The sequence below is a fragment of the Peribacillus tepidiphilus genome, assembly GCF_009466385.1.
Taxonomy (GTDB): Bacteria; Bacillota; Bacilli; order Bacillales; family DSM-1321; genus Bacillus_BN; species Bacillus_BN tepidiphilus.
The window spans coordinates 1-23,972 of sequence record NZ_WIAQ01000030.1; the positions used below are offsets into that span (position 1 = coordinate 1).

General features: G+C 38.4%; 24 protein-coding genes, 2 tRNA genes and 1 rRNA gene. 2 read left to right on the forward strand and 25 right to left on the reverse strand.

Features of this window, described 5'->3' with window-relative positions; all coding sequences use genetic code 11:
- From GD441_RS14175 to spoIIE, 20 genes are all read right to left on the reverse strand, one after another.
- Positions 1-128: ribosomal RNA gene (locus tag GD441_RS14175) — 16S ribosomal RNA — on the reverse strand; the annotation flags it as partial.
- 566 nt (positions 129-694) lie between these two features.
- Positions 695-2,182, reverse strand: coding sequence for a lysine--tRNA ligase (gene lysS / locus GD441_RS14180; protein WP_153127087.1), 1,488 nt, complete (start codon positions 2,180-2,182; stop codon positions 695-697).
- Positions 2,183-2,372: 190 nt separating this feature from the next.
- Positions 2,373-3,371, reverse strand: a complete 999-nt coding sequence (gene dusB / locus GD441_RS14185) for a tRNA dihydrouridine synthase DusB (protein ID WP_153127088.1) — start codon at positions 3,369-3,371, stop codon at positions 2,373-2,375.
- 53 nt (positions 3,372-3,424) lie between these two features.
- A complete protein-coding gene (locus GD441_RS14190; protein ID WP_153127089.1) occupies positions 3,425-3,634 on the reverse strand; it encodes a helix-turn-helix domain-containing protein in 210 nt (69 codons plus the stop codon).
- Positions 3,586-4,113: a 2-amino-4-hydroxy-6-hydroxymethyldihydropteridine diphosphokinase gene (gene folK, locus GD441_RS14195; protein ID WP_153127090.1), complete on the reverse strand. Its 528-nt coding sequence runs from the start codon at positions 4,111-4,113 to the stop codon at positions 3,586-3,588. The genes GD441_RS14190 and folK overlap by 49 nt, the downstream gene beginning before the upstream one ends.
- Entirely contained in the window at positions 4,110-4,475 is a 366-nt protein-coding gene (gene folB, locus GD441_RS14200; protein ID WP_153127091.1) for a dihydroneopterin aldolase, read from the reverse strand. Before folB ends, folK begins: the two co-directional genes overlap by 4 nt.
- Position 4,476: 1 nt before the next feature.
- Positions 4,477-5,307, reverse strand: coding sequence for a dihydropteroate synthase (gene folP / locus GD441_RS14205; RefSeq protein ID WP_153127092.1), 831 nt, complete (start codon positions 5,305-5,307; stop codon positions 4,477-4,479).
- A gap of 39 nt (positions 5,308-5,346) precedes the next feature.
- Positions 5,347-6,192: an aminodeoxychorismate lyase gene (pabC, locus tag GD441_RS14210; RefSeq protein WP_153127093.1), complete on the reverse strand. Its 846-nt coding sequence runs from the start codon at positions 6,190-6,192 to the stop codon at positions 5,347-5,349.
- Between the two features lie 10 nt (positions 6,193-6,202).
- Positions 6,203-6,787 (reverse strand): aminodeoxychorismate/anthranilate synthase component II, encoded by a 585-nt coding sequence (gene pabA / locus GD441_RS14215; RefSeq protein WP_153127094.1) that lies wholly within the window; start codon positions 6,785-6,787, stop codon positions 6,203-6,205.
- The gene (locus tag GD441_RS14220) at positions 6,784-8,202 is read right to left on the reverse strand and encodes an anthranilate synthase component I family protein (protein WP_276567794.1); all 1,419 of its coding nucleotides are present in this window, start codon (positions 8,200-8,202) and stop codon (positions 6,784-6,786) included. Before GD441_RS14220 ends, pabA begins: the two co-directional genes overlap by 4 nt.
- A gap of 409 nt (positions 8,203-8,611) precedes the next feature.
- Complete coding sequence (gene cysK, locus GD441_RS14225) at positions 8,612-9,541, reverse strand: cysteine synthase A (RefSeq protein ID WP_153127095.1); 930 nt, start codon at positions 9,539-9,541, stop codon at positions 8,612-8,614.
- A 207-nt stretch (positions 9,542-9,748) separates the two neighbouring features.
- Complete coding sequence (locus tag GD441_RS14230; RefSeq protein WP_153127096.1) at positions 9,749-10,645, reverse strand: peptidyl-prolyl cis-trans isomerase; 897 nt, start codon at positions 10,643-10,645, stop codon at positions 9,749-9,751.
- 17 nt (positions 10,646-10,662) lie between these two features.
- Positions 10,663-11,541: an Hsp33 family molecular chaperone HslO gene (gene hslO, locus GD441_RS14235; RefSeq protein ID WP_153127097.1), complete on the reverse strand. Its 879-nt coding sequence runs from the start codon at positions 11,539-11,541 to the stop codon at positions 10,663-10,665.
- Between the two features lie 31 nt (positions 11,542-11,572).
- Positions 11,573-12,355 carry a type III pantothenate kinase gene (locus GD441_RS14240; RefSeq protein ID WP_153127113.1) on the reverse strand — a complete coding sequence of 261 codons (783 nt, stop codon included), beginning with the start codon at positions 12,353-12,355 and terminating at the stop codon, positions 11,573-11,575.
- Positions 12,356-12,495: 140 nt separating this feature from the next.
- A complete protein-coding gene (gene ftsH / locus GD441_RS14245; protein ID WP_153127098.1) occupies positions 12,496-14,517 on the reverse strand; it encodes an ATP-dependent zinc metalloprotease FtsH in 2,022 nt (673 codons plus the stop codon).
- 86 nt (positions 14,518-14,603) lie between these two features.
- Positions 14,604-15,146 (reverse strand): hypoxanthine phosphoribosyltransferase, encoded by a 543-nt coding sequence (hpt, locus tag GD441_RS14250; protein WP_153127099.1) that lies wholly within the window; start codon positions 15,144-15,146, stop codon positions 14,604-14,606.
- A gap of 23 nt (positions 15,147-15,169) precedes the next feature.
- Positions 15,170-16,561: a tRNA lysidine(34) synthetase TilS gene (gene tilS / locus GD441_RS14255; protein ID WP_153127100.1), complete on the reverse strand. Its 1,392-nt coding sequence runs from the start codon at positions 16,559-16,561 to the stop codon at positions 15,170-15,172.
- Positions 16,562-16,671: 110 nt separating this feature from the next.
- Positions 16,672-17,640, reverse strand: a complete 969-nt coding sequence (locus GD441_RS14260) for a protein kinase domain-containing protein (RefSeq protein WP_338091717.1) — start codon at positions 17,638-17,640, stop codon at positions 16,672-16,674.
- A complete protein-coding gene (locus tag GD441_RS14265) occupies positions 17,606-18,343 on the reverse strand; it encodes a VWA domain-containing protein (RefSeq protein ID WP_153127101.1) in 738 nt (245 codons plus the stop codon). Before GD441_RS14265 ends, GD441_RS14260 begins: the two co-directional genes overlap by 35 nt.
- A gap of 143 nt (positions 18,344-18,486) precedes the next feature.
- Positions 18,487-20,976, reverse strand: a complete 2,490-nt coding sequence (gene spoIIE / locus GD441_RS14270) for a stage II sporulation protein E (RefSeq protein WP_153127102.1) — start codon at positions 20,974-20,976, stop codon at positions 18,487-18,489.
- 440 nt (positions 20,977-21,416) lie between these two features.
- On the opposite strand from spoIIE, the gene GD441_RS14275 reads away from it, so the two are divergent.
- Both GD441_RS14275 and GD441_RS14280 read left to right on the forward strand, forming a co-directional pair.
- Positions 21,417-21,493: transfer RNA gene (locus GD441_RS14275), tRNA-Met, on the forward strand.
- An 8-nt stretch (positions 21,494-21,501) separates the two neighbouring features.
- A tRNA-Glu gene (locus GD441_RS14280) sits at positions 21,502-21,573 on the forward strand.
- Positions 21,574-21,746: 173 nt separating this feature from the next.
- On the opposite strand, the gene GD441_RS14285 is transcribed toward GD441_RS14280, so the two are convergent.
- The 5 genes from GD441_RS14285 to GD441_RS14305 all read right to left on the reverse strand — a co-directional run bounded on the left by GD441_RS14285 (position 21,747) and on the right by GD441_RS14305 (position 23,968).
- Complete coding sequence (locus tag GD441_RS14285) at positions 21,747-22,184, reverse strand: S1 domain-containing RNA-binding protein (protein ID WP_153127103.1); 438 nt, start codon at positions 22,182-22,184, stop codon at positions 21,747-21,749.
- 74 nt (positions 22,185-22,258) lie between these two features.
- Entirely contained in the window at positions 22,259-22,651 is a 393-nt protein-coding gene (locus tag GD441_RS14290; protein WP_153127104.1) for an FtsB family cell division protein, read from the reverse strand.
- Between the two features lie 5 nt (positions 22,652-22,656).
- Positions 22,657-23,307 (reverse strand): spore cortex biosynthesis protein YabQ, encoded by a 651-nt coding sequence (yabQ, locus tag GD441_RS14295; protein ID WP_153127105.1) that lies wholly within the window; start codon positions 23,305-23,307, stop codon positions 22,657-22,659.
- Positions 23,304-23,612, reverse strand: coding sequence for a sporulation protein YabP (gene yabP / locus GD441_RS14300; RefSeq protein ID WP_153127106.1), 309 nt, complete (start codon positions 23,610-23,612; stop codon positions 23,304-23,306). The genes yabQ and yabP overlap by 4 nt, the downstream gene beginning before the upstream one ends.
- A gap of 89 nt (positions 23,613-23,701) precedes the next feature.
- Positions 23,702-23,968: an RNA-binding S4 domain-containing protein gene (locus tag GD441_RS14305; RefSeq protein ID WP_153127107.1), complete on the reverse strand. Its 267-nt coding sequence runs from the start codon at positions 23,966-23,968 to the stop codon at positions 23,702-23,704.
- Positions 23,969-23,972 lie beyond the last annotated feature (4 nt).

A 23,972-nucleotide genomic window follows, 5' to 3' on the forward strand; every position in this document is an offset into this window, starting at 1 on the left:
TGCCCACGTGTTACTCACCCGTCCGCCGCTAACTTCTCAAAAGCAAGCTTTTAAGAAGTCCGCTCGACTTGCATGTATTAGGCACGCCGCCAGCGTTCGTCCTGAGCCAGGATCAAACTCTCCAAAAAGTTTTATAAGCACCGAACCTCTTCGTCAGCTTCGCTCGCTCACGTCCTCATTTATCAACAATAAACTCCGGCGTTCGCTCGCTTTGCTTCCTCGACCTTCTCGCTTCTAAAACTTTTTTCGTTTTAAAAGAGAGAAAATCCGATTCTCAACTCCATCTTTTTCGAGCTTGACTTGCTCATAAATTGCGTTGCTTAAAAGCAACTAGAATTAACGTTGACGTATTGTTTTGTTTAGTTTTCAAAGTGCAATTCAGAACAGCTTTTTAATAATATCACCGACTCAACATAGAGTCAAGTATTTTTTTAGAGTTTTTTTGAACTCTTTTCAAAAGCTGTTTGCTTCGTAACAACAGATATAAATATACCACCATCTTTTATACGGTGCAATAGGTTTTTTGAAAATTTTTTTGAGATAATTAAAGAATTATAATTCTAATTATTCCAATAAACTTTAATGCCGTTATCTACTAAATTTTTTCTATTTTAGAATAGCTTCCAAAGGTCTGTTGCCATTTCATCAAAAAATAACCCGACAACCTTAATAGGCTATCGGGTATTTATCATGATTATGATCGATGACGCATTAATGGGAATAGTAAAACATCACGAATAGATGGTGAATTTGTTAATAACATAACCAAACGATCGATTCCGATTCCGAGTCCACCAGTTGGAGGCATACCATATTCTAATGCTTCGATAAAATCCTCATCCATCTCGTGTGCTTCATCGTTTCCTTGTTCTTTTTCCTTCAGCTGAGCTTCAAAACGCTGACGCTGATCGATTGGATCGTTTAATTCTGTGAAGGCATTTGCATGTTCACGACCAACGATAAATAATTCAAAACGATCTGTAAAACGAGGATCTTCTTCATTTTTCTTAGCCAGTGGTGAAATTTCTACAGGGTGACCGTAAATAAATGTAGGCTGGATTAACTTGTCTTCTACTTTTTGTTCAAAGAACTCGTTTACAATATGTCCGAATTCCATGTGCTCAGTAATTTCAATTCCATGTTCTTTAGCAAGCTGCTGAGCTTCTTCCTTCGTCATATGTTTCCAGAAGTCAACGCCTACATATTCTTTAATCGCATCTACCATGTGTAGTCGTTTCCATTCAGGCTTCAGATCTATTTGGTGTTCACCGTACTGAACAGTTGTAGTACCAAGAACCTCTTGAGCAATATGAGCAATGAGATTCTCTGTAAGCTTCATAATATCACGATAATCAGCGTAGGCCTCATATAGTTCGATCATCGTAAATTCAGGATTATGTCTTGTTGAGATTCCTTCATTACGGAAAACTCGACCGATTTCATAAACTTTTTCAAGTCCGCCAACGATTAGGCGTTTCAGATGAAGCTCAATCGCAATACGCATATATAATGTCATATCTAATGCATTATGATGCGTAATAAACGGACGTGCTGATGCTCCTCCTGCAATGGAATGCATCATAGGAGTTTCCACTTCCAAGTAGCCATGATCATCTAAATAGCGGCGCATAGCTTGGATGATACGGCTGCGCATAATGAATGTTCTCTTGCTTTCTTCATTTGTAATGAGATCCACATAGCGTTTACGGTAACGTTCTTCAACATCTTTCAAGCCGTGGAATTTATCTGGAAGAGGACGAAGTGCTTTTGTAAGGAAAACAAATTTTGTCGCTTTTACAGAAAGCTCTCCTACTTTCGTTTTAAAAACCGTACCGGTTACACCAATGATATCCCCTAGGTCTGCAGAATCGAACTCTGCATAGCTTTCTTCTCCTACAGCATCCATACGTACATAGATTTGAATTTGACCGGATAAGTCTTGAATATGAGCGAAGCCTGCTTTACCTTTTCCGCGTTTTGTCATAATGCGGCCGGCAATAGTCACTTCTACATTTTTTTCATCCAATTCCTCTTTGGATAAATCACCGTAAGCTTCCAAAATTTCTTTTGTTTGATGGGTGCGTTCAAATCTTTTTCCAAATGGATCTTTGCCTGCATCAAACATAGCTTGCATTTTTTCGCGCCTTACCTTCAGCTGGTCATTTAACTCTTCATGACTCATTGTTCTCACTCCATTTTGCTTAATCATATATATCATTAGTTCGTATATGTGAACAGAATATCCCTATCCATTTTACACAAACTATTACAATAAGACATCTTTTTCAAAAAAATTTCTTACTAATATAAAAACTGCCAGAATTTCTGGCAGTTTAATTAATGGGTATTATAGTAAAAGTTTGCTATCAATGTCAACCAACTGCGACGCTTGCTTCTTTAGCTTCCACTTCTTCTACTAAGCTATATAGCAGGTTCACTAGTTCTTCACGAGTGTTGCATTCATTTATAACATTTCGAACCTTTGCATTTCCGCGGATTCCTTTTAGATACCATGCAGCATGCTTTCTCATTTCACGAACCGCAATGTTTTCGTTCTTTAAGGCAATTAAACGATCCAAATGCAAAATACAAACATCAATTTTCTCTCGAACAGATGGTTCTCCAATCAATTCTCCTGTCTCAAGATACTTGACCGTACGGTAAATCATCCAAGGGTTGCCTAGAGCTGCACGACCAATCATTACGCCGTCACAGCCTGTTTCATCAAGCATGCGTTTTGCATCCTGAGGTGTCTGAATATCCCCATTTCCGATAATCGGAATATTAACAGCTTGCTTTACCTCACGGATAATATCCCAATTTGCTTTTCCTTCATACATTTGAACTCGGGTTCTACCGTGAAGAGATACTGCTGATCCACCTGCACGCTCAACCGCCTGTGCATTTTGAACAGCATAAATATGCTCTTCATCCCATCCCATTCTCATTTTGACCGTTACAGGCTTTTCAACAGCATCGACCACAGCCGCTACCATATCATAAATTTTATTTGGGTCTAAAAGCCATTTCGCTCCAGCGTCACATTTCGTAATTTTAGGAACTGGGCATCCCATATTGATGTCTATAATATCGGCATTTGTGTTTTTATCAACAAAGCGTGCTGCTTCTACTAGAGATTCTCTTTCACCACCAAAAATTTGCAAGCTTAGCGGTTTTTCTCTCTCATCTATATAAAGCATACTCATCGTTTTCTCGTTTTTAAACACAATACCCTTGTCGCTGACCATTTCAGCACAAACAAGCCCGGCGCCAAACTCTTTTACAGTAAGGCGAAAAGCAGAGTTACAAACACCGGCCATAGGCGCCAATACTACAGGGTTTTTCATCGTAATGTCACCAATCTTTAACAACCTGTAAACCTCCTTGCTGTTTAATGTATATTTCAAAAGACCAAAACTAATCTTCAATCTTCCTTTGGACTCAGTTCATCAAGAGGAACTTCAAGTATTTCCGCAACCTCGGTCAAGAACTTCTCCGTTGGCATTCGATTTCCTCTTTCTACCTCACCTAGCAAGGAGACGGAGACTCCAAGCTCTTTGGCGAAGCCTTCTTGTGTAAAGCCTTTTAATTTCCGAAAAGCTCGAATGCGTCTTCCCCATTTTTCCGCTTCCATAATCGAACTCCTTCTTTATCTGGTATTCCATTCAGAATTGTATATAGTGGGTCCTTCATTTTCGGAATTGTGATGGTAGGCTCTATCTCCAATAAAGGAATGATGACAAAAGCTCTCTCTTGTATCCGAGGATGAGGAACAGAAAGACTATCTGTTTCAATATTGTCTTGATTATATAGTAAAATGTCAAGGTCTATTGTCCGTGGCCCCCACCGAATTTCCCTTTTTCTTCCAAGAATCTTCTCGGTATTAAGACATTTTTCTAATAGCTCTTGAGCAGAATAGGAGGTTTTTATTTTCATTACGAGATTCAAAAAATTTCCTTGATTTGTAAACCCGACAGGTTCAGTCTCGTAAATGGATGATAAACGGACGATCTCAATATTCTCGTCTTGATCTAAAATTCGAACAGCGGTATGCAAATATTCTAAACGATTCCCTAAATTAGAGCCCATAGAAAGATAGGCAATGTTATTCAAGTCCAACGACTCCTTTGTATTTCTACAGCAACCGATTTAAAATGTCCTGGTATTGGCGGATCTGGTTTTACTACTTTTACGACAATTGATTCAATCATAGAGAACTGATCTAACAAACTTGAAGCGATCTTTTCCGCAACAGCCTCAACCAACTTATAAGGCTTTCCTTCCACAATTTCACGGCAAATGGAATATAGTTCAGCATAGTTTATTGAATCTTTCAGGCTGTCGCTTTTTCCTGCTTTTGATAAATCCAAATGCACCGTCAAATCCACCTTAAAACGCTGACCGAGCTTAGTTTCCTCGGGAAATACTCCATGGTAGCCGTAAAATTCCATTTCATTTATATAGATCTTATCCATGCTACTCACCCTTACCGACTAATACGTCCATCACTTTCGCCATCCGCGCAATTTCCTTAACATCATGTACTCTCATGATGTGACAGCCTTTTTGGATTCCGTAACAAACTGTGGCTCCGGTTCCTTCTGCTCTTTCCTGTGTTGGAAGATCTAAAATTTGACCGATCATCGATTTTCTTGAGGTACCAAGTAGCACTGGATACCCCAAATTCACCAGCTTATCCAAACCTCGCATCATTTCCACATTTAAGTGAAAATCCTTCGCAAATCCGATACCCGGATCTAGAATAATCATTTCATCGCGAACCCCGGCTTCCTTCACAAGCCGAATACTTTCATATAAATCATTAAAAACATCACGTAAAAACACTTGATAATCCCTATTCTCACGATTATGCATTAAGATAATTGGGACATTCTTTTCAGCTGCGACATAAGCCATGGCTGGGTCTGCCTTTGCCCCCCATACATCATTAATAATGTGCGCACCAGCTTCAATCGCTTGCTTCGCTACTTCCGCTTTATAAGTATCGATTGAAATCGGCACCGAAACTTCCTTAGATAAAGCAGTAATAATTGGAATAACCCGCTTCAATTCTTCTTCAAGAGGCACCTTCTCAGCACCCGGGCGAGTTGATTCACCGCCAACATCAATGATATCTGCTCCATCCTCCACAAGCTTTTTAGCACGAGAAACCGCTGCTTCTACATTATTGTATCTTCCTCCATCTGAAAATGAATCGGGTGTAACATTCAAGATTCCCATAATCAATGTTTTTTTACTGTAATCCAGCTCGTATGGTCCACATTTAATCAATGTATGAGTCGTCATTATGTTCTCCTTTTCTTATATTTATATTTCTGTTATGAATCATAGTCGTTCTCGAACCTTTTGATATTCTTGAAACAACTTATTTGTGATGATTCCTTTAGCCCCGGCGAAGGAGGCTATGTTCTTAACTCTCGATATGGCTACAATTTCTTGAATGGAGTTTGTTAAAAATACCTCTTCAGCATCATACAGTTCTTCCGGTTTAAAAAAGCCTTCCACAACTACTATCTTCAAATTTTTAGCCAGCTTCATCACAAACTGCCGCGTAATTCCGTTTAATATTCCAGTATTTACGTCAGGAGTGTATAAAACCTCATTTTTGATCCAAAAAATATTGGATACCAGCCCCTCTGCCATGTAGCCTTCACGAGTGAGAAATAGACCTTCAGCATTCGGTTCATTCTTCATTTCTTTCTTACCAGCTATATTGTTCAAATAATGGTGTGATTTTAATCGAAAGGCTGTTTCTGGCGTGTTTCTTGGTGTCTTTAAAAGGATCGCTTCTTTCTCAGCGAGTTCACTCCCAGCTTTGGACAATGGATTCATAAAAACAATCACATTCGGCTCTTCATAAGCTTCTCCCTGTAATCCTAGAGGGGCTTTTCCCGCTGATACGTTTAACCGGATCCGGGCATTTTGGGTCTTGTTCTTAAGCAGCAGGGCTTGAACGATTTCCTTGACCTGTTCCATTGAAACAGAGTACTGTATATCCATTTCCTTTAACGCCAGATTTAATCGGTTTATATGGTCGCCTAGCAAAAAGCAATGCCCATTATAAACCCTGAATGTTTCAAAAACACCAAGTCCATATAAAAATCCGTGATCAAATGGGGAAATGACGGCTTCCTCTTCTTTTACAATCGTTCCATTTAAGTATAAAAACATAAACTGTCTCCTATACGATTTCCTTTAATCCATAATAAGACACGAAATCCTTTAACAGCTGCTTACCGTTCTCCGTCATAATGGATTCCGGATGAAACTGTACACCTTCAATCGGCAGCTCCTTATGTCGAATTGCCATAATTTCTCCTTCCTTTGTCCAAGCAGAAATTTCGAAGCAATCAGGCAGGGTCTCTTTTTTTACAATTAAAGAATGATAACGTGTGGCCATGAATGGATTAGGCATATTAGCAAAAATCGTTTTGCCATCGTGATACACAGGAGAGGTTTTTCCATGCATAAGTCTTTCCGCTTGAATCACGTCACCGCCAAATGCTTGTCCAATGGACTGATGACCAAGACACACCCCAAAAATCGGAATTTTCCCTGCAAAATGCTCAATAACCTTTAAGCTTATACCTGCTTCATTTGGACTACAAGGTCCTGGAGAAATCATAATGTAACTTGGATGTAGTTGCTCGATTTCTTCAATCGTCGTTTGATCATTTCTTTTTACAATTAATTCCTCTCCAAGCTCACCCAAATATTGTACAAGGTTGTAAGTAAAGGAGTCATAATTATCGATCATGAATATCACTGTATAACACCACCTTTATTCAAAATGTTACGGTCTGCCTGCTCTTTTGCTCTCCAAAGTGCGATGGCTTTTTTTAAAGATTCCCGATACTCATATTTTGGATTGGAATCGATGACAACCCCTGCACCAGCTTGCACATGTGCCATCCCATCTTTTGCAAGAAGCGTCCGAATCACAATATTTAATTCCATATCTCCAGAATACCCAATCCAGCCAATGGAGCCTGTGTATATTCCTCTTCTTACCGGCTCTAACTCTTCAATGATTTCCATCGTTCTCACTTTAGGTGCTCCCGTAATGGTTCCGCCTGGGAACACCGCTTGCACTACATCATATTCATCCTTACCGTCTTCAAGCTCACCTCTAACATTGGAAACGATGTGCATGACATGGGAGTACTTTTCTATTACCATAAATTCATTAACTTCCACCGTTCCATACCGGCATACACGGCCAAAATCATTTCGTTCAAGGTCTACAAGCATGACGTGCTCAGCTCTTTCCTTCTCATTTTCAATAAGCTCGTTAGCCAATGCTTGATCTTCTTCTTCGTTTTGTCCCCTTGATCGTGTTCCAGCAATGGGGCGAGTACTAACGGACTTGCCTTTCTTCTTTATTAAAAGCTCCGGTGAGCCGCTTACGATTTGAAATGCTGGAGTTTGCATATATGCCATATAAGGAGAAGGATTCAAAGCTCGTAAAGACTCATATATTTCCATTGGATGTGCAATCAGCGGTTTTGATTGACGAACAGAAAGATTGACTTGAAAAATATCTCCCTGGGCAATATATTCACGCACTCTTTCTACTGCTGCCTTAAACTCTTCCTCTGTCATGGAGACCTGTAATTCATCATGTACTATTCGGTTTATTCCCAGCTTCGGTTGATCGAATTCTTCTTTTCGGATCATACTTTCTAGTTGAGATAGTCGTTCTTTCGCCCTTTCATCTCCTATGCACATGATCCAAAGCTCTTCACTCTTATGATCAAACACGAGTACATCGTCAAAAATTAAAAAGTAAAGATCCGGTGTTTCTAAATCATCCTTTGCTATTTCCGGAAGTTTTTCAATATACCGAGCATAATCATAGCTAATGAATCCGATTGCCCCGCCCTGAAAATCAGGTAAATTCGGATGTTGTTCGATTCTTCTATTACGCATCCAATCTTTCATAAGAAAAAGTGGATTTCCTTCTAAAACCCTCTCTGGCTGCCCAGATTCTCGAATAACTAGCTTATGATTTTTCCCTTCCAGTACTGCTACCGGAGAAAGCCCTGCAATGGAATACCTTCCTCCTCTTCCGCTCTCCAAAAGAACATGATGGTCATAACCAATCGTTAATTTTTGGTATATTTGAAAAAATAATTGATTTTGTAATGCAATGGTTTTATAAAATACTTTTCGTTCAGACAATGCTGTCAACTCCTGTATCCATTTAATCTTTGTTCTCAAACGTTAAGGAATCTTTCTTTTGGTTCCTACATAGAGTGTAAACATTTCTGAAAAGAATTTCTAATTAAAAACGTTTTAAATCATTTTATTTGTTCAATTCGTATTTGATTTAACGCAAGTTCAATCTGAAACATACAGTGGAACAATTAAAAAAGCACCTACATGAGTAAGTGCTTTAGAGTATAGATAAAGTATATTTCACGCACATTCAGACTGATTGAAAACGCTTGTCAGTCGAGGAACGAACCCGTGCGAGGAGCGGAGTTACCCTAGACGGTAATGAGCACCGGAGTAGGGTTTGTAACGATGAATGCGAGCGTTTGTCAACAGTCTGAAGCACCTACATGAGTAAGTGCTTTTCTTGCCATTATTATTCTTGCTCAAACTGATAGAGCGGTGTGCTCAAATAACGCTCGCCGTTGCTCGGAATGATCGCTAATACTTTTTTGCCTTTACCTAGCTTTTTGGCAACTTGAAGAGCGGCAAAAATCGCAGCCCCTGAAGAGATTCCGCCCAGTATCCCTTCCTCTTTTGCTGCACGTCGTGCATACTCGAATGCCTCTTCATTTTTCACTTGGATGATTTCATCGTAAATTTTTGTATTTAATATATCTGGAACGAAGCCAGCACCGATTCCTTGAATCTTATGAGGACCTGGTTTACCGCCAGATAAGACTGGAGAATCAGCCGGCTCAACTGCATAGATTTTAATGTTTGGGTATGCTTTTCTTAAAACTTCACCGGCTCCAGTAATCGTACCGCCTGTTCCAATTCCAGATACAAAAGCATCCAACTGCTCTCCCATTTGCTCTACGATTTCTTTTCCTGTCGTATTTCTATGGATTTCAGGGTTTGCTTCATTTTTAAACTGCTGAGGCATGAAATAACCGTGTTCCTTCGCCAACTCCTCAGCTTTTCGAATGGCTCCACCCATGCCTTCAGGTCCAGGAGTTAATACTAACTCAGCTCCATATGCACGAAGTAAATTTCTGCGCTCAAGGCTCATAGTTTCCGGCATAACAAGAATGGCTCGATACCCTTTCGCTGCAGCAATCATAGCTAATCCAATTCCTGTGTTTCCACTTGTCGGTTCAATGATCGTATCACCAGGTTTTAAATCACCGCTTTTCTCAGCCGCTTCAATCATTGCTAAAGCAATACGGTCTTTAACACTGCTTCCAGGATTCATGTATTCTAGTTTCAAATATACATCCGCACTGTTTTCATCTACCATTCTGTTTAGTTTCACAATAGGGGTTTGACCGACCAATTCAGCTATTGAATTTGCAATACGTGCCATTTTATCCTCTCCTAATACCGAGTATTTTTATTGGTTTTATATCAATTTATCGCTAAAATTCAAAATTGTCAATTTTTTATTGCTATTATTTTTCAAATTTATACAAATGCCTATATTCGTTGTTTTACTTATAAAACGTATGTTATTCCAGCGTATAAAAGAAAAAGCGGTCTATGCCGCTATCACTTTAACAGAAATCCTTGAACATTAATCCTCTTCATAATACCATTCAACCTGTTGTTCTTCCCAGAAATAGGAAGCAGAAAGGGGTTCCTGCATCTGTTCGAGTGCCATTTGCCTCTGGATTTGACTTTTTACCTCTTTGAACGAGTATTCTTTTTGTTTAATCTTATCATGAAGAAATAGAACTGCATATCCATTTTCAATTTTTATAGGCTTGCTGAAATGTTTTTTCTTTAATTCAGATGCAACTTCGATATATTTTTTTGGAACACGAGAGCTTTCAGATGTGATAAAACCTAAGTTACCGCCTTGACTAGACGTAAAGTTGTCCGTAGATTTTTCCATCGCTAATACTGAAAAAGGGGTACCATTCTTAAGTTCGTTATAAATCTGCTCAGCTTGAGACTTTTTTTCTACAACAATATGAGAAAGATGATAGGTTTCTGGAATTTTGAAAGAGTCCTTATGATTTTCATAGTATTCTTTCATTTCCTTTTCAGAAATGTTTACATCTTTGGTAACAAGCTTTTCTAAAAGAATAGAGGTTTTAATCTGCTGCTTCCATCTATCTTCATTCTGAAGCTGTTGCTGATCAAAAGAGCCATACATCGTTTTAATAAAGGTAAGCTCTCTTTCTAGCTCTTCATCTGTTACCTTTATGTTATATTTCTTCGCAGTTTCCAAAACGACCTTTTCATCTACCATTTCTTTTAATACTTCTTTTCCATATCGATTTTCAAGCTCGGCAATCCATTCCTGCCTTGTGATGGAACTATCACCGATCTTAGCAACCGTTTCTTTCTTGTCCTTTTCCCCAAAGGTTTGAAGAGAAGAAAACGGTCCTGTCGTAAAAAGAAGAATGGTAATGACATTTAATAGGACGAGGCCGGCAATGATCGACCATAGCTGCTTACTGGACAAGACTCCTCTTCCTCCAATTATTTAGCTTCTGATTTCAACTCGATTAGCTCTTCTTTAGAAAAGCGGTAAACCTCATTACAGAAATGGCACTGTGCTTCTGCTGAACCTTCTTTTTCGATCATATCTTGAATTTCCTCTGTACCTAAGCTAACAATAGCATCAGCAATTCGCTCTTTAGAGCATTGACATTGGAATTTCACTGGCATTTTTTCGAGAATTTGAACATTCCCTTTACCAAGAAGCTCCTCCAAAATTTCCTCTGGAGTTAATCCATTTTGAATAAGTTTTGAAATCGGAGGAATTGCCTTTAATCGTTCTTCAATTTGTGAGATGGTTTCTTCCTCTGTTCCCGGCATAAGCTGCAGAATAAAACCTCCTGCTGCAAGAATTGTATTATCAGGGTTTACTAAAACTCCTACTCCTACAGATGATGGAACCTGTTCAGAAGTTACCAAATAGTAAGTGAAATCCTCTCCCAATTCTCCTGATACGATAGGAGTTTGACCCGTAAAGAAATCCCTTAATCCAAGGTCTTTAACAACGGTTAACATCCCCTCTGTACCGACAGCTCTTCTTACATCAAGTTTGCCGTGCTCATTTAACTCAAAGTGCGTTTGAGGATTTGTAACATAGCCTCGTGCTTCCCCTTTAGCATTACAGTCAACCAAAATCGCACCAATCGGTCCGCCGCCTTCGATTTTTATCGTTAGTTTATCATCACCTTTGAGCATCGCTCCCATCATAACACCAGCTGTCATTGCTCGACCAAGGGCAGCAGAAGCTGTTGGCCAAGTGCCGTGTCTTCTTTGGGCTTCTCCCACCATTTCAGTTGAAGAAACGGCATAGGCACGAACTTGTCCATTGTATCCTAAAGCTTTTACTAAATAATCTTTCATGATAAGTACTCCTTTTATCTAACACTTCATTCTATTTAGTCTTTGTTTGTTCAACATTTTTTTGATAAATCAACTGAAGACCCTTTAAAGTTAAAAATGGATCGACTATATCAATTACGTTTGATTCTTTTGAAATTAATGTCGCTAAGCCACCTGTTGCAATAACAGTAGGGTTTCCTTTACTCTGCGCTTTCATTCTTGCCACAATACCTTCTACTTGTCCAACATATCCATAAAGGATTCCAGCCTGCATTGCAGCAACTGTATTCTTGCCAATAATATCATCCGGTCTGGCAATTTCAATTCGCGGAAGCTTAGCCGCTTTGGAGTATAAGGCTTCTGTTGAGATACCAATACCCGGCGCAATCGCTCCACCCATATACTGCTTGTCCTCATTTATATAGCAGTAGGTTGTAGCTGTACCGAAGTCTACAATGATCAGAGGGGCTCCATATTCATGGATTCCCGCTACTGCATTTACAATTCGGTCAGCTCCTACTTCACGAGGATTCTCATATTTTATGTTTAAACCTGTTTTAATCCCTGGTCCTACTACCAATGGTTTAATACCAAAATATTTCAGACACATTCTTTCTAACGCAAACATGATAGGTGGTACAACAGAAGAAATAATAATTCCATCAAATTGAGTAAAAGAAAGACCCACATGCTCAAGTAAAGCCTTAATGACCATTCCATACTCATCTTCCGTTTTATTGCGGCTCGTTTCTATTCTCCAATGATATTTCAAATCTTGATTGTCATAAACTCCAAGTACAGTATTTGTATTTCCAACATCCAGAACAAATATCAATACGCTCACCACTTTACGAATTTCATCTTTATACTTCCACATCATAACACAATTACTCATTATTAAGATAAAAAAAACACTTAGCTTTCTTTTTCAAATAAAAACGGCCCTATTCTTTTATAGGGCCGCATCGTTACTATTTAATCTTTCTTTTGATGATCCTGTGGGAAGGACTTTGATTGATCCTGCTCATGACCTTCTTGGATAAGAGGTGTGTTTTCCTCTTTTTTGTCTTCCTTAATTTCAGGAGTCTTCTCTTCTAAAGGTTTGTTAATATCTTCTTTTTTTGTATGGATGTTTACTTTAACATCATCATTTTCTTTTTCATTGCGTTTAGGAAGCACCCCATGCTCCACTAAATGCTTAATTTGATCAGCATCTAATGTTTCAACCTCTAATAGGGTGTTTGCGATTAAATCTAATTTATCACGATTTTCCATTAATATTTGCTTCGCACGTGCATAGCTTTCTTTAATAATTCTTTGGATTTCTAGGTCAATTTCGTAAGCAATCGCATCTGAATAATTTTGTTCATTATGCAAGTCGCGACCTAAGAAAACCTGTCCTTGAGATTGACCGAATTGAAGAGGACCAAGCTTTTCACTCATACCGAATTCCGTTACCATTCGGCGGGCAATGCCTGTAGCACGCTGGAAATCGTTATGAGCACCTGTGCTTACTTCACCGAAGACAATCTCTTCAGCTACACGGCCACCAAGAAGACCTACGATCTTATCAAGAAGCTCAGGCTTTGTCATGAAGAAACGATCTTCTTTTGGAAGCATAACAGCATATCCACCCGCTTGACCGCGAGGCACAATCGTTACTTTATGAACCGTTTCAGCTTCATCTAGTACAAGACCAATTACTGTATGACCAGCTTCATGGAATGCCACAATTTTTCTTTCTTTTTCAGAAATGACACGGCTTTTCTTAGCTGGTCCGGCAATAACGCGATCAGTTGCCTCGTCGATATCGGACATATCAATTTTTTTCTTGTTACGACGAGCAGCAACAAGAGCAGCTTCGTTCAAAAGATTCTCTAAGTCTGCACCAGAGAACCCTGGAGTACGAGCAGCGATTGATTTTAAGTTAACACTTTCATCAAGCGGCTTATTTCTTGCATGTACCTTTAATACTGCTTCACGTCCTTTAACATCTGGACGGCCAACCGTGATTTGTCTATCAAAACGTCCCGGGCGTAATAACGCAGGATCTAAAATGTCTGGACGGTTCGTAGCGGCGATAATAATAATCCCTTCATTCGCTCCAAATCCATCCATTTCCACAAGCAACTGGTTAAGCGTTTGCTCACGTTCATCGTGGCCTCCACCTAAACCTGCGCCACGCTGACGACCTACTGCATCGATTTCATCAATGAAAATGATACATGGAGCATTCTTTTTTGCGTTTTCAAATAAATCACGAACACGTGAAGCACCGACCCCAACAAACATCTCCACAAAGTCTGAACCTGAAATGGAGAAGAACGGAACACCGGCCTCACCAGCAACGGCTCTAGCTAGCAATGTTTTACCTGTACCAGGAGGACCTACAAGAAGAACTCCTTTCGGAATGCGAGCACCAAGTTCTGCAAACTTGCGAGGGTCTTTCAAAAATTCCACCACTTCCACAAGCTCTTGTTTCTCTTCGTCCGCTCCAGCCACGTCTCTAAAACGCACTTTCTTCTTATCGTCATTATAAAGCTTTGCTTTGCTTTTGCCGAAGTTCATGACTCGGCTGCCTCCGCCTTGAGCTTGGTTTAATAAGAAGAAGAACAAGATGAGCATGATAACAAATGGAATAATAGACGTAAAGAAAGTTACCCAGCCACTTGTTTCCTCAGCAGGCTGAACATTCACTTTCGTGTTCGTTTCCTTTGTTGCAGCGTCAATACGCACTATTGTAGCGTCGCTGATTGGTACATACGTTAAGAAAAATTTCCCTTCCTCATAACCTTTGAGCTGCCCTCTCACTTCATAGACATGATTCTCAGGCTGTAAGGAAAAGCTTGTGACTTCCCCTTTTTCCAAATAGCGAAAAAATTGATCTTGGGTTATATTGTCAGTTGGTTCATTATTATTTGTAAAGATGCTTACAATCCCAATAATGACCAAAAAGATAAGTAAATAAAAGATGGTATTACGGAAGATCCGATTCATTCCTTACCTCCTCCCACAGTAAACAAACTATATTCAATAGTATCATAGCAAAACAGGGTATTACAATAAATTAACATTGTCGCCGACTATTGGTATATTTCCGGTTTTAATACACCAATATATGGAAGGTTACGGTATCTCTCCGCATAATCTAGTCCGTACCCAACAACAAAAGCATCCGGTACGATAAACCCTACATAGTCAGCTTTAATATCTACTTTTCTTCCAGTAGGTTTATCCAGAAGCGTTACTATTTTAATCGAATTGGCTTTTCTGTATCTAAATAGTTCCACTAAATAGCTCAAAGTTAAACCACTATCGATAATATCTTCTATTATTAAGAGATCTCGACCTTCAACGGATGTATTTAAATCTTTAATAATTTTTACTTCACCTGAAGAAACAGTGGAGTTTCCGTAACTTGACACATCCATAAAATCCATTTCGATATGGGTATCCACTCTTTTAAATAAGTCCGCCATAAATGGCATTGCACCTTTAAGAACTCCTACAGCCAAAGGAAAACGGCCTTGATATTCTTCTGTTAGCTGTTTTCCAAGCTCTTTAATTTTTTCTTGAATCTCTTCTTCGCTGATTAACACTTTTTCAATATCATTGTGTAGACTCATTTTTTGTTTGCCCCCTAGAAGACCTACTGTTTTTTATATTGTAAATAAATGAAAGATTGCCCTGATAAGTCATGTGTTTCTACCGGTGACTTTTTCAATCCCGGAATCCAAATGATCGTACCTTCTGAATCCTCAACAATTGGCCAAGAATCCCTTTCTTTTAATGAAATCTTTTCATTAATGAAAATATCCTTTACCTTTTTTGTCCCACTCAAGCCTTTCACAGACATCCGATCACCCATTTTCCTAGTGCGAACGATAAAAGGCTGTTTAGCAAGATGGGATGGGATTTTCAAGTTCCAATTCGTATGTACGACCGTTTTTTCATCTTTTATATATTGTGCTATTATTTTATATCCATTCGGAAGAAGAGTTTCTCCAGGAACTTGTAATAAAAGAGAATAGGGTTGGCTTTGATGGCACTCAAAAGAGAATGTACACTTATCGTACGATTTCTCTGCAGTCAACCCATCCGGGAGATGTATTTCTCCGGAAGGATGAGGATTTTGAAACATTTCTAACAGCTGCTCAATATGCACGGCCGATAATGTCTCTGGTCTTTCAAAATAAAGATAGTTTAATATTAGTTGAATACATCTTCTTTGTAAAGGCTTAGGCATCGCCATCAAGCAATTGTAATCTATAATTACTTTCCCAGGCATTTTTTCAATTAGTATGTTTTCTAATCGTTCTTCAGCAAGCTGAGTTAAATATGCTTCATCTTCACGAATTTCATCACTAAATCGTTGAAAATGCTCATGTGCATTCCTGTTCTCTTTTTTAATAAATGGGAGAACGTTTAATCGAAAACGATTTCTTGCATAGATTTCTTTTTCATTGCTTGGATCATGTCTCGGAACTAAGCCTTGTCTTGAGCAGTAATCCATAATATCTGATTTCGTAATGCCTAAAAATGGCCGAATGAGTTTGCCATGATGAAAGGGACGACTAAAAGCCATTCCTGCTCTTGACTCTCCACTCGCTCCTCTTGTAAGTCTCATTAAAATTGTCTCGATCTGGTCATCTCCATGGTGACCGAGAGCAAGGATGTTTAGGTCATTCCGGTTCATTACTTCTTTATAAAAGGCATACCGAAGCTCTCGAGCAGCAACTTGCGAACTTTTTCCTGTCTTATTTATATATTCTTGAACATCGATTTGTTTTCCTTCAAAAGGGATGTTCATTTTTTCACAAAAGCTTTGAGTAAACAAAAAATCTTCATAAGACTCCCTGCCTCGAAACATATGATCCACATGGGCAGCTGTAACCATAATGGATAGCTGATCCTTCAATGAGTCAAGATAATGAAGCAATGCAAGCGAATCTGGTCCACCAGAGACTCCAACTAACACACGATCGCCTTTTTTTAACAGACAATATTTTTTTATATATTGAAGTACCTTTTGCTCAAGCATTTTGAACTCCCTTTACTACCGAAGCCTTACCTTTTTCTTTACGATTGATAAAACAAAAAGGTTTCAAAATTATTATGTATTTCTTTTCTTTAAAATACAACATAATCATATTACATAATTTGATTATAAATATATAAACCATAAAGTATTGAAACGATGACTAAAAGAAAAATGGTTTCTGCCAGCCCCTTATTTTTGCTTTTCTTTCTTTTGATCTGTGCTCTTGTAGAAACAGTTTGTCGAGAGGTTCTTGCTTGAGTATTTTCTGTTACATTTTGCTGCAAAGCGTCAAATACATCCTTTCTCATTTCCAAAGCATGCTTATATTGACCTTTCACCGCCCGATGAATTACTTTTTTATATGGGTGAAGCTCTTTTTTTTGTTCAACAGCATTCATTAACAATGAATAGCTCTCACCCTTTTTTTGAAACCTGCTTGGGTAAGCTGAGTTAATGATGACCATTGCAACTGCAAATAAATCATAGCTTGGTTCGGCTTTTCGGGACCCCAATCCCCAATAACCCCTGTCGAAAAATTCAGTGAATTCCTTTACTGATCTTCCAATCAGAGTTGTCCCTCCCACATCCACACAGCGAATTTTATAAGATGGTATAGTAACAATTAAATTTTCCGGCTTCAAATCGCCAAATATCCACCCGTTTTTATGGAGTTCTGCAAGACTAGATAAAAGTTGGAGGATCAATACCCCGGTCCAGCCATGGCCTTTTTGGCGGATAAAATGGAGAAAGCTTTCCCCTTCAATATATTCCATCACGTAAAAAGGGAACAATTTTCGATCCTTTATCCAATCATCTGCTTCTACAAAAGAAGGTCCAAGGGCAGAACCCTGGACCTTAGAAAAGGATTTAAGAATGTTCATTTCAGATGTGATAGATGAACTATTATCACTTATTTTTAGAGCGAAGAATTGTCTATTTCGTTCTGCCAAATAAACCATTCCATTTGCTCCATATCCTAATTCCTTTATGACCTTATAATGATGTTTGTTCCATTTGCCAGTAATAATTGTACCGGGAGAAACCTTACACAGATTCTTCATAGTATTGTTCATCATCATTTGATAACAAACCCCTTAAAGAACGATTTTTTGCAAAATAATGCAGCGCCTCTTGAATAGCCGGACCTGTTGGCGTGATTCCTCCGGTTGAAAGCTTAGGAAAGATTTTTGTTAATGATTCTAGCTTAGGTGTCCAATCCAGCAATTTTTCGACATCATTCTTTTTCCCGGGAAATACAAAGACTGAAAATTTATTATTTCCAATTCTAGCATTCAAGCTAAGAGATAAATCCAACAGTGATTCTTTTACTGTAGGAAGCTTGTGCTTCATACTAGCACTTGTATCTACCAAAATAAGTACCTCTAAATTAGAGGTTTCTCCTAGTTCATCTACAACTTCCATGACTTCTCCTCTTTTATCTGGAGGAAGCTCTTCTATGGAAGTAGTACGACCTAAGATCTGTTGCAGCTCTTTATTGATTACCCCTTGAATGGTCTGGGTCATGGCTTTCCTTGTAACCATTTGGACCGTATGTGAAAGCTGAGCAGAATAAACGACTTGACTTACTCCACCTCCAGACATAGCGATCGCCTCAATTTCTTGCATACCTTTTTCATCGATAATATCTTTCTCCATTACACCAATAACATTAACTGTAATCCCCTGCTCTCTTGCAAGTGCTGCCATAGCAGCCGGATCCCCTCCCTGATTTGAACAGCCATCAGTTATAAGCAAAATTTGACGTAACGTACCTTGCTTCATAATCTCCCCTCCAATTTTCATGGTATTACCATCTTCGACAGGCCAGAGAGATTTTATACTATTTGCTTTTGAAAAGGTGGGCTAGTATTGACTGTGTCAATTCTAGAAGTGTAGCTCGTGCCACCAGTTGATGCATACTTCTGTTATATTACTATTCTACTTCCTTTCTTTTTGGATGCTGTAACAGGAATCGTAGCCCACTTTGGAGTATTATGCTTAATCTTAGCAACTAAGATGGTCATATCATCATCTATGGATCCCTTTTTGCGAATGACTTCCTCTAAAATTAAGTCTGCCACCTCTTGGGGATCATCTGTTTTTAGCTCTTTTATTTTTCGTTTGAGCCAAAACTCCACATTTTCCACATGATTAGGACCTTCAAATATCCCATCGCTCATCATGATAAGGAGATCCTCTGCTTTAAGCTGTTCAGAAACCACATCTACATCAAAATCTTGTACAATACCCATTGGTAAATTACTGGACTCAATCTTAAGAACTTTATCCCCCCTCTTTATAAAGCTTGGAATTGAACAAATTTTCAGAAATTTAGATTTAGCATCATGCAAATCAATAACTGCTAAATCAAGTGTTGAAAAAATCTCATCTGTAGTTCGCAATGAAAGTACAGAGTTAACTGACTTTATAGCAATTTTCTCTTCAATGCCTGACATTAATATTTTTTGAAGCAGCTGTAATGTTTCCGTGCTCTCGCTATGAGCCCTTTCTCCATTTCCCATTCCATCGCTAATCGCGATCGCATATTTTCCATACCCAATTTCCATCGTTGTATAGCTATCTCCAGAAACAAATCCTCCCCCTTTTGCAGCATGAGCAATGCCTGTTTCTACAATAAAGCGTTTGGCAGACTTAAAATTTACGTGACAATGCCCTCCAGAATAGGTTGCACATTCTTCAGAATGAACGACAATGGTTTCTCCTAAAATATCTGAAAGCATCGGAGCAATCAGCTTTTCACATTCACCTCTTCCATGGCAGTATGGAACACTCATATCAATGTCTACATTTCCTTGTTCCAAACTATATATTTCTATATTGTTGATATACAGTCCAAAATCTTGAATTGCTTCAATGATTTGCTCCTCTTGAAAATGATGATTTTTTCTCTCCCTTTGGATTTCTTTAGCGAAATCCTCCATCACCTCTGAAACTCCCTTCAGTTGGTCCGCAACAAGTCTCCTGCTCTCCTGGACTTGTTTCTTTAGTTTCTGATTCGCTTGATAATATGTTAATTCTTGAGAGATCGAATCCACTACCTTTTGCGCACGAATACAATGCTTGTTCCATTCCCTGCTAACTCTTGGAGGTAAGTGGGATCCTGATTCCCCCAAATGAATCATTATATCCTTCATACCTTCATAGGTGGCATCGAAATTCTGTGACCAACAATAGGCTTTTTTATGGCACGTTTGACAGTTCTTCTCAGCGACATTACTTAACAAATAATCGAATTGTCTGTCTTCATCATCATCTTTAACCCATTCATCGATTTGTGAAAAACTGTTTGACAACGCTTCAAAAACATTTGAAAACTGCGCAACTCTCTGTGCAGTAACATCTCTCATTTTTCTCATATATAATTGTTGTTCATTGGAATATTCAACTGTTCCAGGAATATGCTTTGCTATTTTTCCTACTAGAGATGTTGGGGTTAAAATAAACAACAATATTGCTCCCAGTGATTCATATACAGTAATGAATAAATTTGCACTGCCCTCACCATAAAGCCCTATTAATACGGTAGCAATAAGAAGACCTATTGAGACTCCGATTTTCTTTCCTTCTTTTAATAGACCTCCGAGCAAACCGGAAAATGCCAGCAAGCTCATATGATAGAGTGTAGCTACACTTGCAAGACTAAAGACAAGACCCGTAACCACACCTACAGTAGAGCCGATCGCAGCTCCTGCTGCTAACGAGAAAATTAGTACTAAATATCGAGATAGTATATGTTCAAAAGATAGATCATAGATTGTCCACCCAATTGTTCCGGTCATAATAGAGGCCATTAAAATAATGACACTTATCACTTCTTCTGTTTTCAAAGAAGCCGTAGCTTTCCTGTGGATAGACAATAGAGGAATACATTGAATAAAAATGAGAGTTAGGATGAGGGATAAACCTGCTTCAACAGCAATCATCATGCCATCGTACATTTGCATATCCCTGTACATGATATATTGCTTTCCAGTATTCACTAGAATCATGGATAGAAAAACGAAAAATGACATTACTTGTCCCTGGCTAGTAATTGAAGGTCCTCGAACCTTATAAAAAAACATGACCAGCAAAGATCCAACAAACATAACAATACCATTTGAAAAATCAACCGTTACAGCACCGACGATTAGTCCAACAAGCGCAAGTGGTGCTCGATCACGTCTCATCAAATATACGGCAGCAAAGAAAGGAATTCCAAAAGGAGCTAATTGTGAAAGAATGAGTGCTCGTCCTAATAAAAATCCTAAGATTATCAAAACAAACCCTTTTTTAACGAATAGATCCTCCATTTTCAGCTGCAAACTTTTCATCCACTTCGAAGCATCTACTTTCGCTTCTTTGAAATTCACTTCTCCCATAGGCTCTATTAAATTTTGTTCTACCTTTTGCATTTCTTCCACTCCCCGCTTCTAGTAATAGTTGTTTTTCATTATAGTAGGGGTTTTCGAGAAAGTTTGTCATAATTTCGTAGTAGGGAAGAAGAAAAGTTCGACGAAATTCATCGTGAACTTTCAAAACCAAACAGGATTAACTAACAAAAAAGAAAATAATGGTATTATTTTCAAACAAATAAGGAGAGAAAGAAAGAATTTTAGCCGATTATCGGAGAAAAAAGAATGCATACGATCCAAGTTGAAAGAAATGAAAAATGGGTGTCGGATTAAAGCTTCCTTTTGTTTGAATTAAGGAAAAAATTTCATGATTATTTTATTCAAAAATAACATTGACAACTAATTTGATAGTATGTAAGATATATCTTGTGCTCTTCAGAGTAGTGTTACTTTCTGAGATGGGGACATACGGTTTTAAAAACTTAATGCGTGTTGATTTTGGCGGCGTAGCTCAGCTGGCTAGAGCGTACGGTTCATACCCGTGAGGTCGTGGGTTCGATTCCCTCCGCCGCTACCAAATATAATGGCCCGTTGGTCAAGTGGTTAAGACACCGCCCTTTCACGGCGGTAACACGGGTTCGAATCCCGTACGGGTCATTCAAAAAAGGCTGTCCAAAGTAGAGCTTTGGGCAGTTTTTGATTTTAAAAATAAAAAGAATCCCCCAACAATGATATTTTTTTGGACAGTAAAAAAGACAAGCCTCGTTCGCTTGTCTTTTTGTTTATATTAAACAGGAAAAACTGCTATTAATCGGCTTCAGCAGCAAGCATTAACCGCGTCGGCCGCCTCTACCTCCTCTTTTTGTTTCCGTATTTCTTTTAAGAGAAGATAAGCGGTCTTCGCTATCCTTTAAAAAGCGTGCCATCTTTTGTTCAAAAGACTCCTTAGCACGTTGGTTGTCCTTGGAACGGAAATTGTCACGTGGACGGTCGTTTCCTCTACCTTGACGTGGACGCTGGGTTTGCTCCGGACGATCTTTTGCTTTTTTGATAGATAAACCGATTTTTCCGTCCTTTTCAACATTGATGACTTTCACTTCAACTTGGTCGCCAACTTTTAAATGTTCATTAATATCTTTCACATAATTATCTGCAACCTCGCTAATATGAACAAGACCAGTTGAACCTTCAGGTAGTTCCACGAACGCCCCAAAGTTAGTAATGCCTGTTACTTTCCCTTGTAACTTGCTGCCTACTTCGATTGACATAAAAAAAATGTTCCTCCTTAAATATTCAAAAAATCATACATACACTATATTATAACGAATGTAAAAAAACAGTGTCAATAATAGTCCTCTTCTTCTTCACTTTTTGGCAGATTAAATATAATTTCACCTTTATTTGACAAAAAGTAATCCCGTCGAGCAAGTTTTGCAATATATTCATCATCATTTAGCTTTACGATTTCTTCTTCAAGCATGACTTGAGTTTTTTCAAGCTTTGCAAGCTTTTTTTGAAGAGCAGCTTTTTCTTGTTTTTTTTCTTCTAATGCTGCTGCTTGAGAAAAAAGTGTAGAGACCGCCAGAATAGAAAGCACAGCTGCACATACTCCAAAGAAAACAAGGCGCCGATATAAGCCTTTTCTTTTTCTGGAGGAGTTTTGAATTTTTTGGTACTGCTGTGTAACGTATGGTGTTCGGATCTCGGTGACTTTTCTTTCCTTCAGGCTACCCATGTCTCTCACTCCTTATGGTTTTTATTTCTGAACTTGATTATCCAAGTAAATAACAATTTCTTTATTTTTTTATAATATCCTGCAATTTTTTTACAATAATTCTCGACTCTTTTTGTAACGCTTTTCGGCAACAAGTTCCAAATCGCTTTCAACATCCAGACTAAAGGCCTAAGAATAATCCTTACTATCGCCCTTACTATTGATAATACGACTGTAAAAATATGTTTGACAAGGGAAAAAAGACCCTTTCCTATATTTATTACCAAAAAAATTAAAAATGTAATAATGGCCAAAATCGGTTTATAAATACCCAGCATAAAAATTTTCGTTAGTATTTTTACAGTAGATTTAAATAAGGAAATAACGAATTCAAGCAGGCTTTTATATATTCCGCGAAAAAGTGCCTGATAAGCCGAAAATCCGCATAAAAGTGCAAGAAACAAGTAAAACCTAAGCTCTCCCTGGTTTATTAAAAAAAGCACATAAAAAATAAGGAAACCTTGGATCAACCAAAACAACAAATCATGGATAAATACAATCAAAGCATTTCTTTTTGACCGTTGTAGAAACCTATTATAAGTATCTAAGGCAGCACCGAAGTAACTGCCCATCCCAATCATTGCTATTAAAGTATAAAATTGTGTTGTTAGGCTCATTTGAACAACTTGCTAAAGAATCCTTTAGCCTTCTCCCCGGAATGCTCATCTAAATAGACAAGGTCAAAGATTTTCCCCTTAATCGACACAATCCCTTTATCCACGTCCAAATTCTTCATTTGCAGATTTTGGCCTTTGATCGCGAGAAAACCCATATTCGTTTCGAGTAAAAATTCTTCATTGTCAAAGCTTTCAACTTGTCTGACTCCTGTTATGTCTAATAGACGGCGCCCCCTCATTACGACATCATGTTCAACAGAACCGCCCTTCGATGGGTTTTGACCTGTATCATAATATTGGCTCATCTTCATCCCTCACAATACAATTTGTACAAGTCTATGTGTGAGTGGACAAATTTAGAACTGAAATGAATTAAGTCCAGCGCCTTTTAGTTTTACTCCATTTCAGGAATTCTTTCTTCCTTCAATACTTTATACATATCAGCAGCGTCTTCTTTTTTTGTGCTTTCTTGAAGCTTTTCCACTTGTACAGTGACGAGCTTTTGTCCAAATTGAACCGTAAGCTCATCGCCCACCTTGACATTAGAACTTGCTTTAGCTGGCTGTCCGTTGATTAAAATACGTCCTTTATCCGCCACTTCCTTTGCCAATGTTCTTCTCTTTATCAGCCGTGAAACTTTTAAAAATTTATCTAATCTCATATAA

Excerpts from the sequence above, each read along its gene's own strand:
- lysS (WP_153127087.1), bottom strand. The coding sequence starts at position 2,182 with ATGAGTCATGAAGAGTTAAATGACCAGCTGAAGGTAAGGCGCGAAAAA.
- GD441_RS14190 (WP_153127089.1), bottom strand. The coding sequence starts at position 3,634 with ATGGAAGCGGAAAAATGGGGAAGACGCATTCGAGCTTTTCGGAAATTA.
- folB (WP_153127091.1), bottom strand. The coding sequence starts at position 4,475 with ATGGATAAGATCTATATAAATGAAATGGAATTTTACGGCTACCATGGA.
- folP (WP_153127092.1), bottom strand. The coding sequence starts at position 5,307 with ATGACGACTCATACATTGATTAAATGTGGACCATACGAGCTGGATTAC.
- pabC (WP_153127093.1), bottom strand. The coding sequence starts at position 6,192 with ATGTTTTTATACTTAAATGGAACGATTGTAAAAGAAGAGGAAGCCGTC.
- cysK (WP_153127095.1), bottom strand. The coding sequence starts at position 9,541 with ATGGCACGTATTGCAAATTCAATAGCTGAATTGGTCGGTCAAACCCCT.
- hslO (WP_153127097.1), bottom strand. The coding sequence starts at position 11,541 with ATGAAAGATTATTTAGTAAAAGCTTTAGGATACAATGGACAAGTTCGT.
- ftsH (WP_153127098.1), bottom strand. The coding sequence starts at position 14,517 with ATGAATCGGATCTTCCGTAATACCATCTTTTATTTACTTATCTTTTTG.
- hpt (WP_153127099.1), bottom strand. The coding sequence starts at position 15,146 with ATGAGTCTACACAATGATATTGAAAAAGTGTTAATCAGCGAAGAAGAG.
- tilS (WP_153127100.1), bottom strand. The coding sequence starts at position 16,561 with ATGCTTGAGCAAAAGGTACTTCAATATATAAAAAAATATTGTCTGTTA.
- GD441_RS14260 (WP_338091717.1), bottom strand. The coding sequence starts at position 17,640 with ATGATGATGAACAATACTATGAAGAATCTGTGTAAGGTTTCTCCCGGT.
- GD441_RS14265 (WP_153127101.1), bottom strand. The coding sequence starts at position 18,343 with ATGAAGCAAGGTACGTTACGTCAAATTTTGCTTATAACTGATGGCTGT.
- spoIIE (WP_153127102.1), bottom strand. The coding sequence starts at position 20,976 with ATGCAAAAGGTAGAACAAAATTTAATAGAGCCTATGGGAGAAGTGAAT.
- GD441_RS14285 (WP_153127103.1), bottom strand. The coding sequence starts at position 22,184 with ATGTCAATCGAAGTAGGCAGCAAGTTACAAGGGAAAGTAACAGGCATT.
- GD441_RS14290 (WP_153127104.1), bottom strand. The coding sequence starts at position 22,651 with ATGGGTAGCCTGAAGGAAAGAAAAGTCACCGAGATCCGAACACCATAC.
- yabQ (WP_153127105.1), bottom strand. The coding sequence starts at position 23,307 with ATGAGCCTAACAACACAATTTTATACTTTAATAGCAATGATTGGGATG.
- yabP (WP_153127106.1), bottom strand. The coding sequence starts at position 23,612 with ATGAGCCAATATTATGATACAGGTCAAAACCCATCGAAGGGCGGTTCT.
- GD441_RS14305 (WP_153127107.1), bottom strand. The coding sequence starts at position 23,968 with ATGAGATTAGATAAATTTTTAAAAGTTTCACGGCTGATAAAGAGAAGA.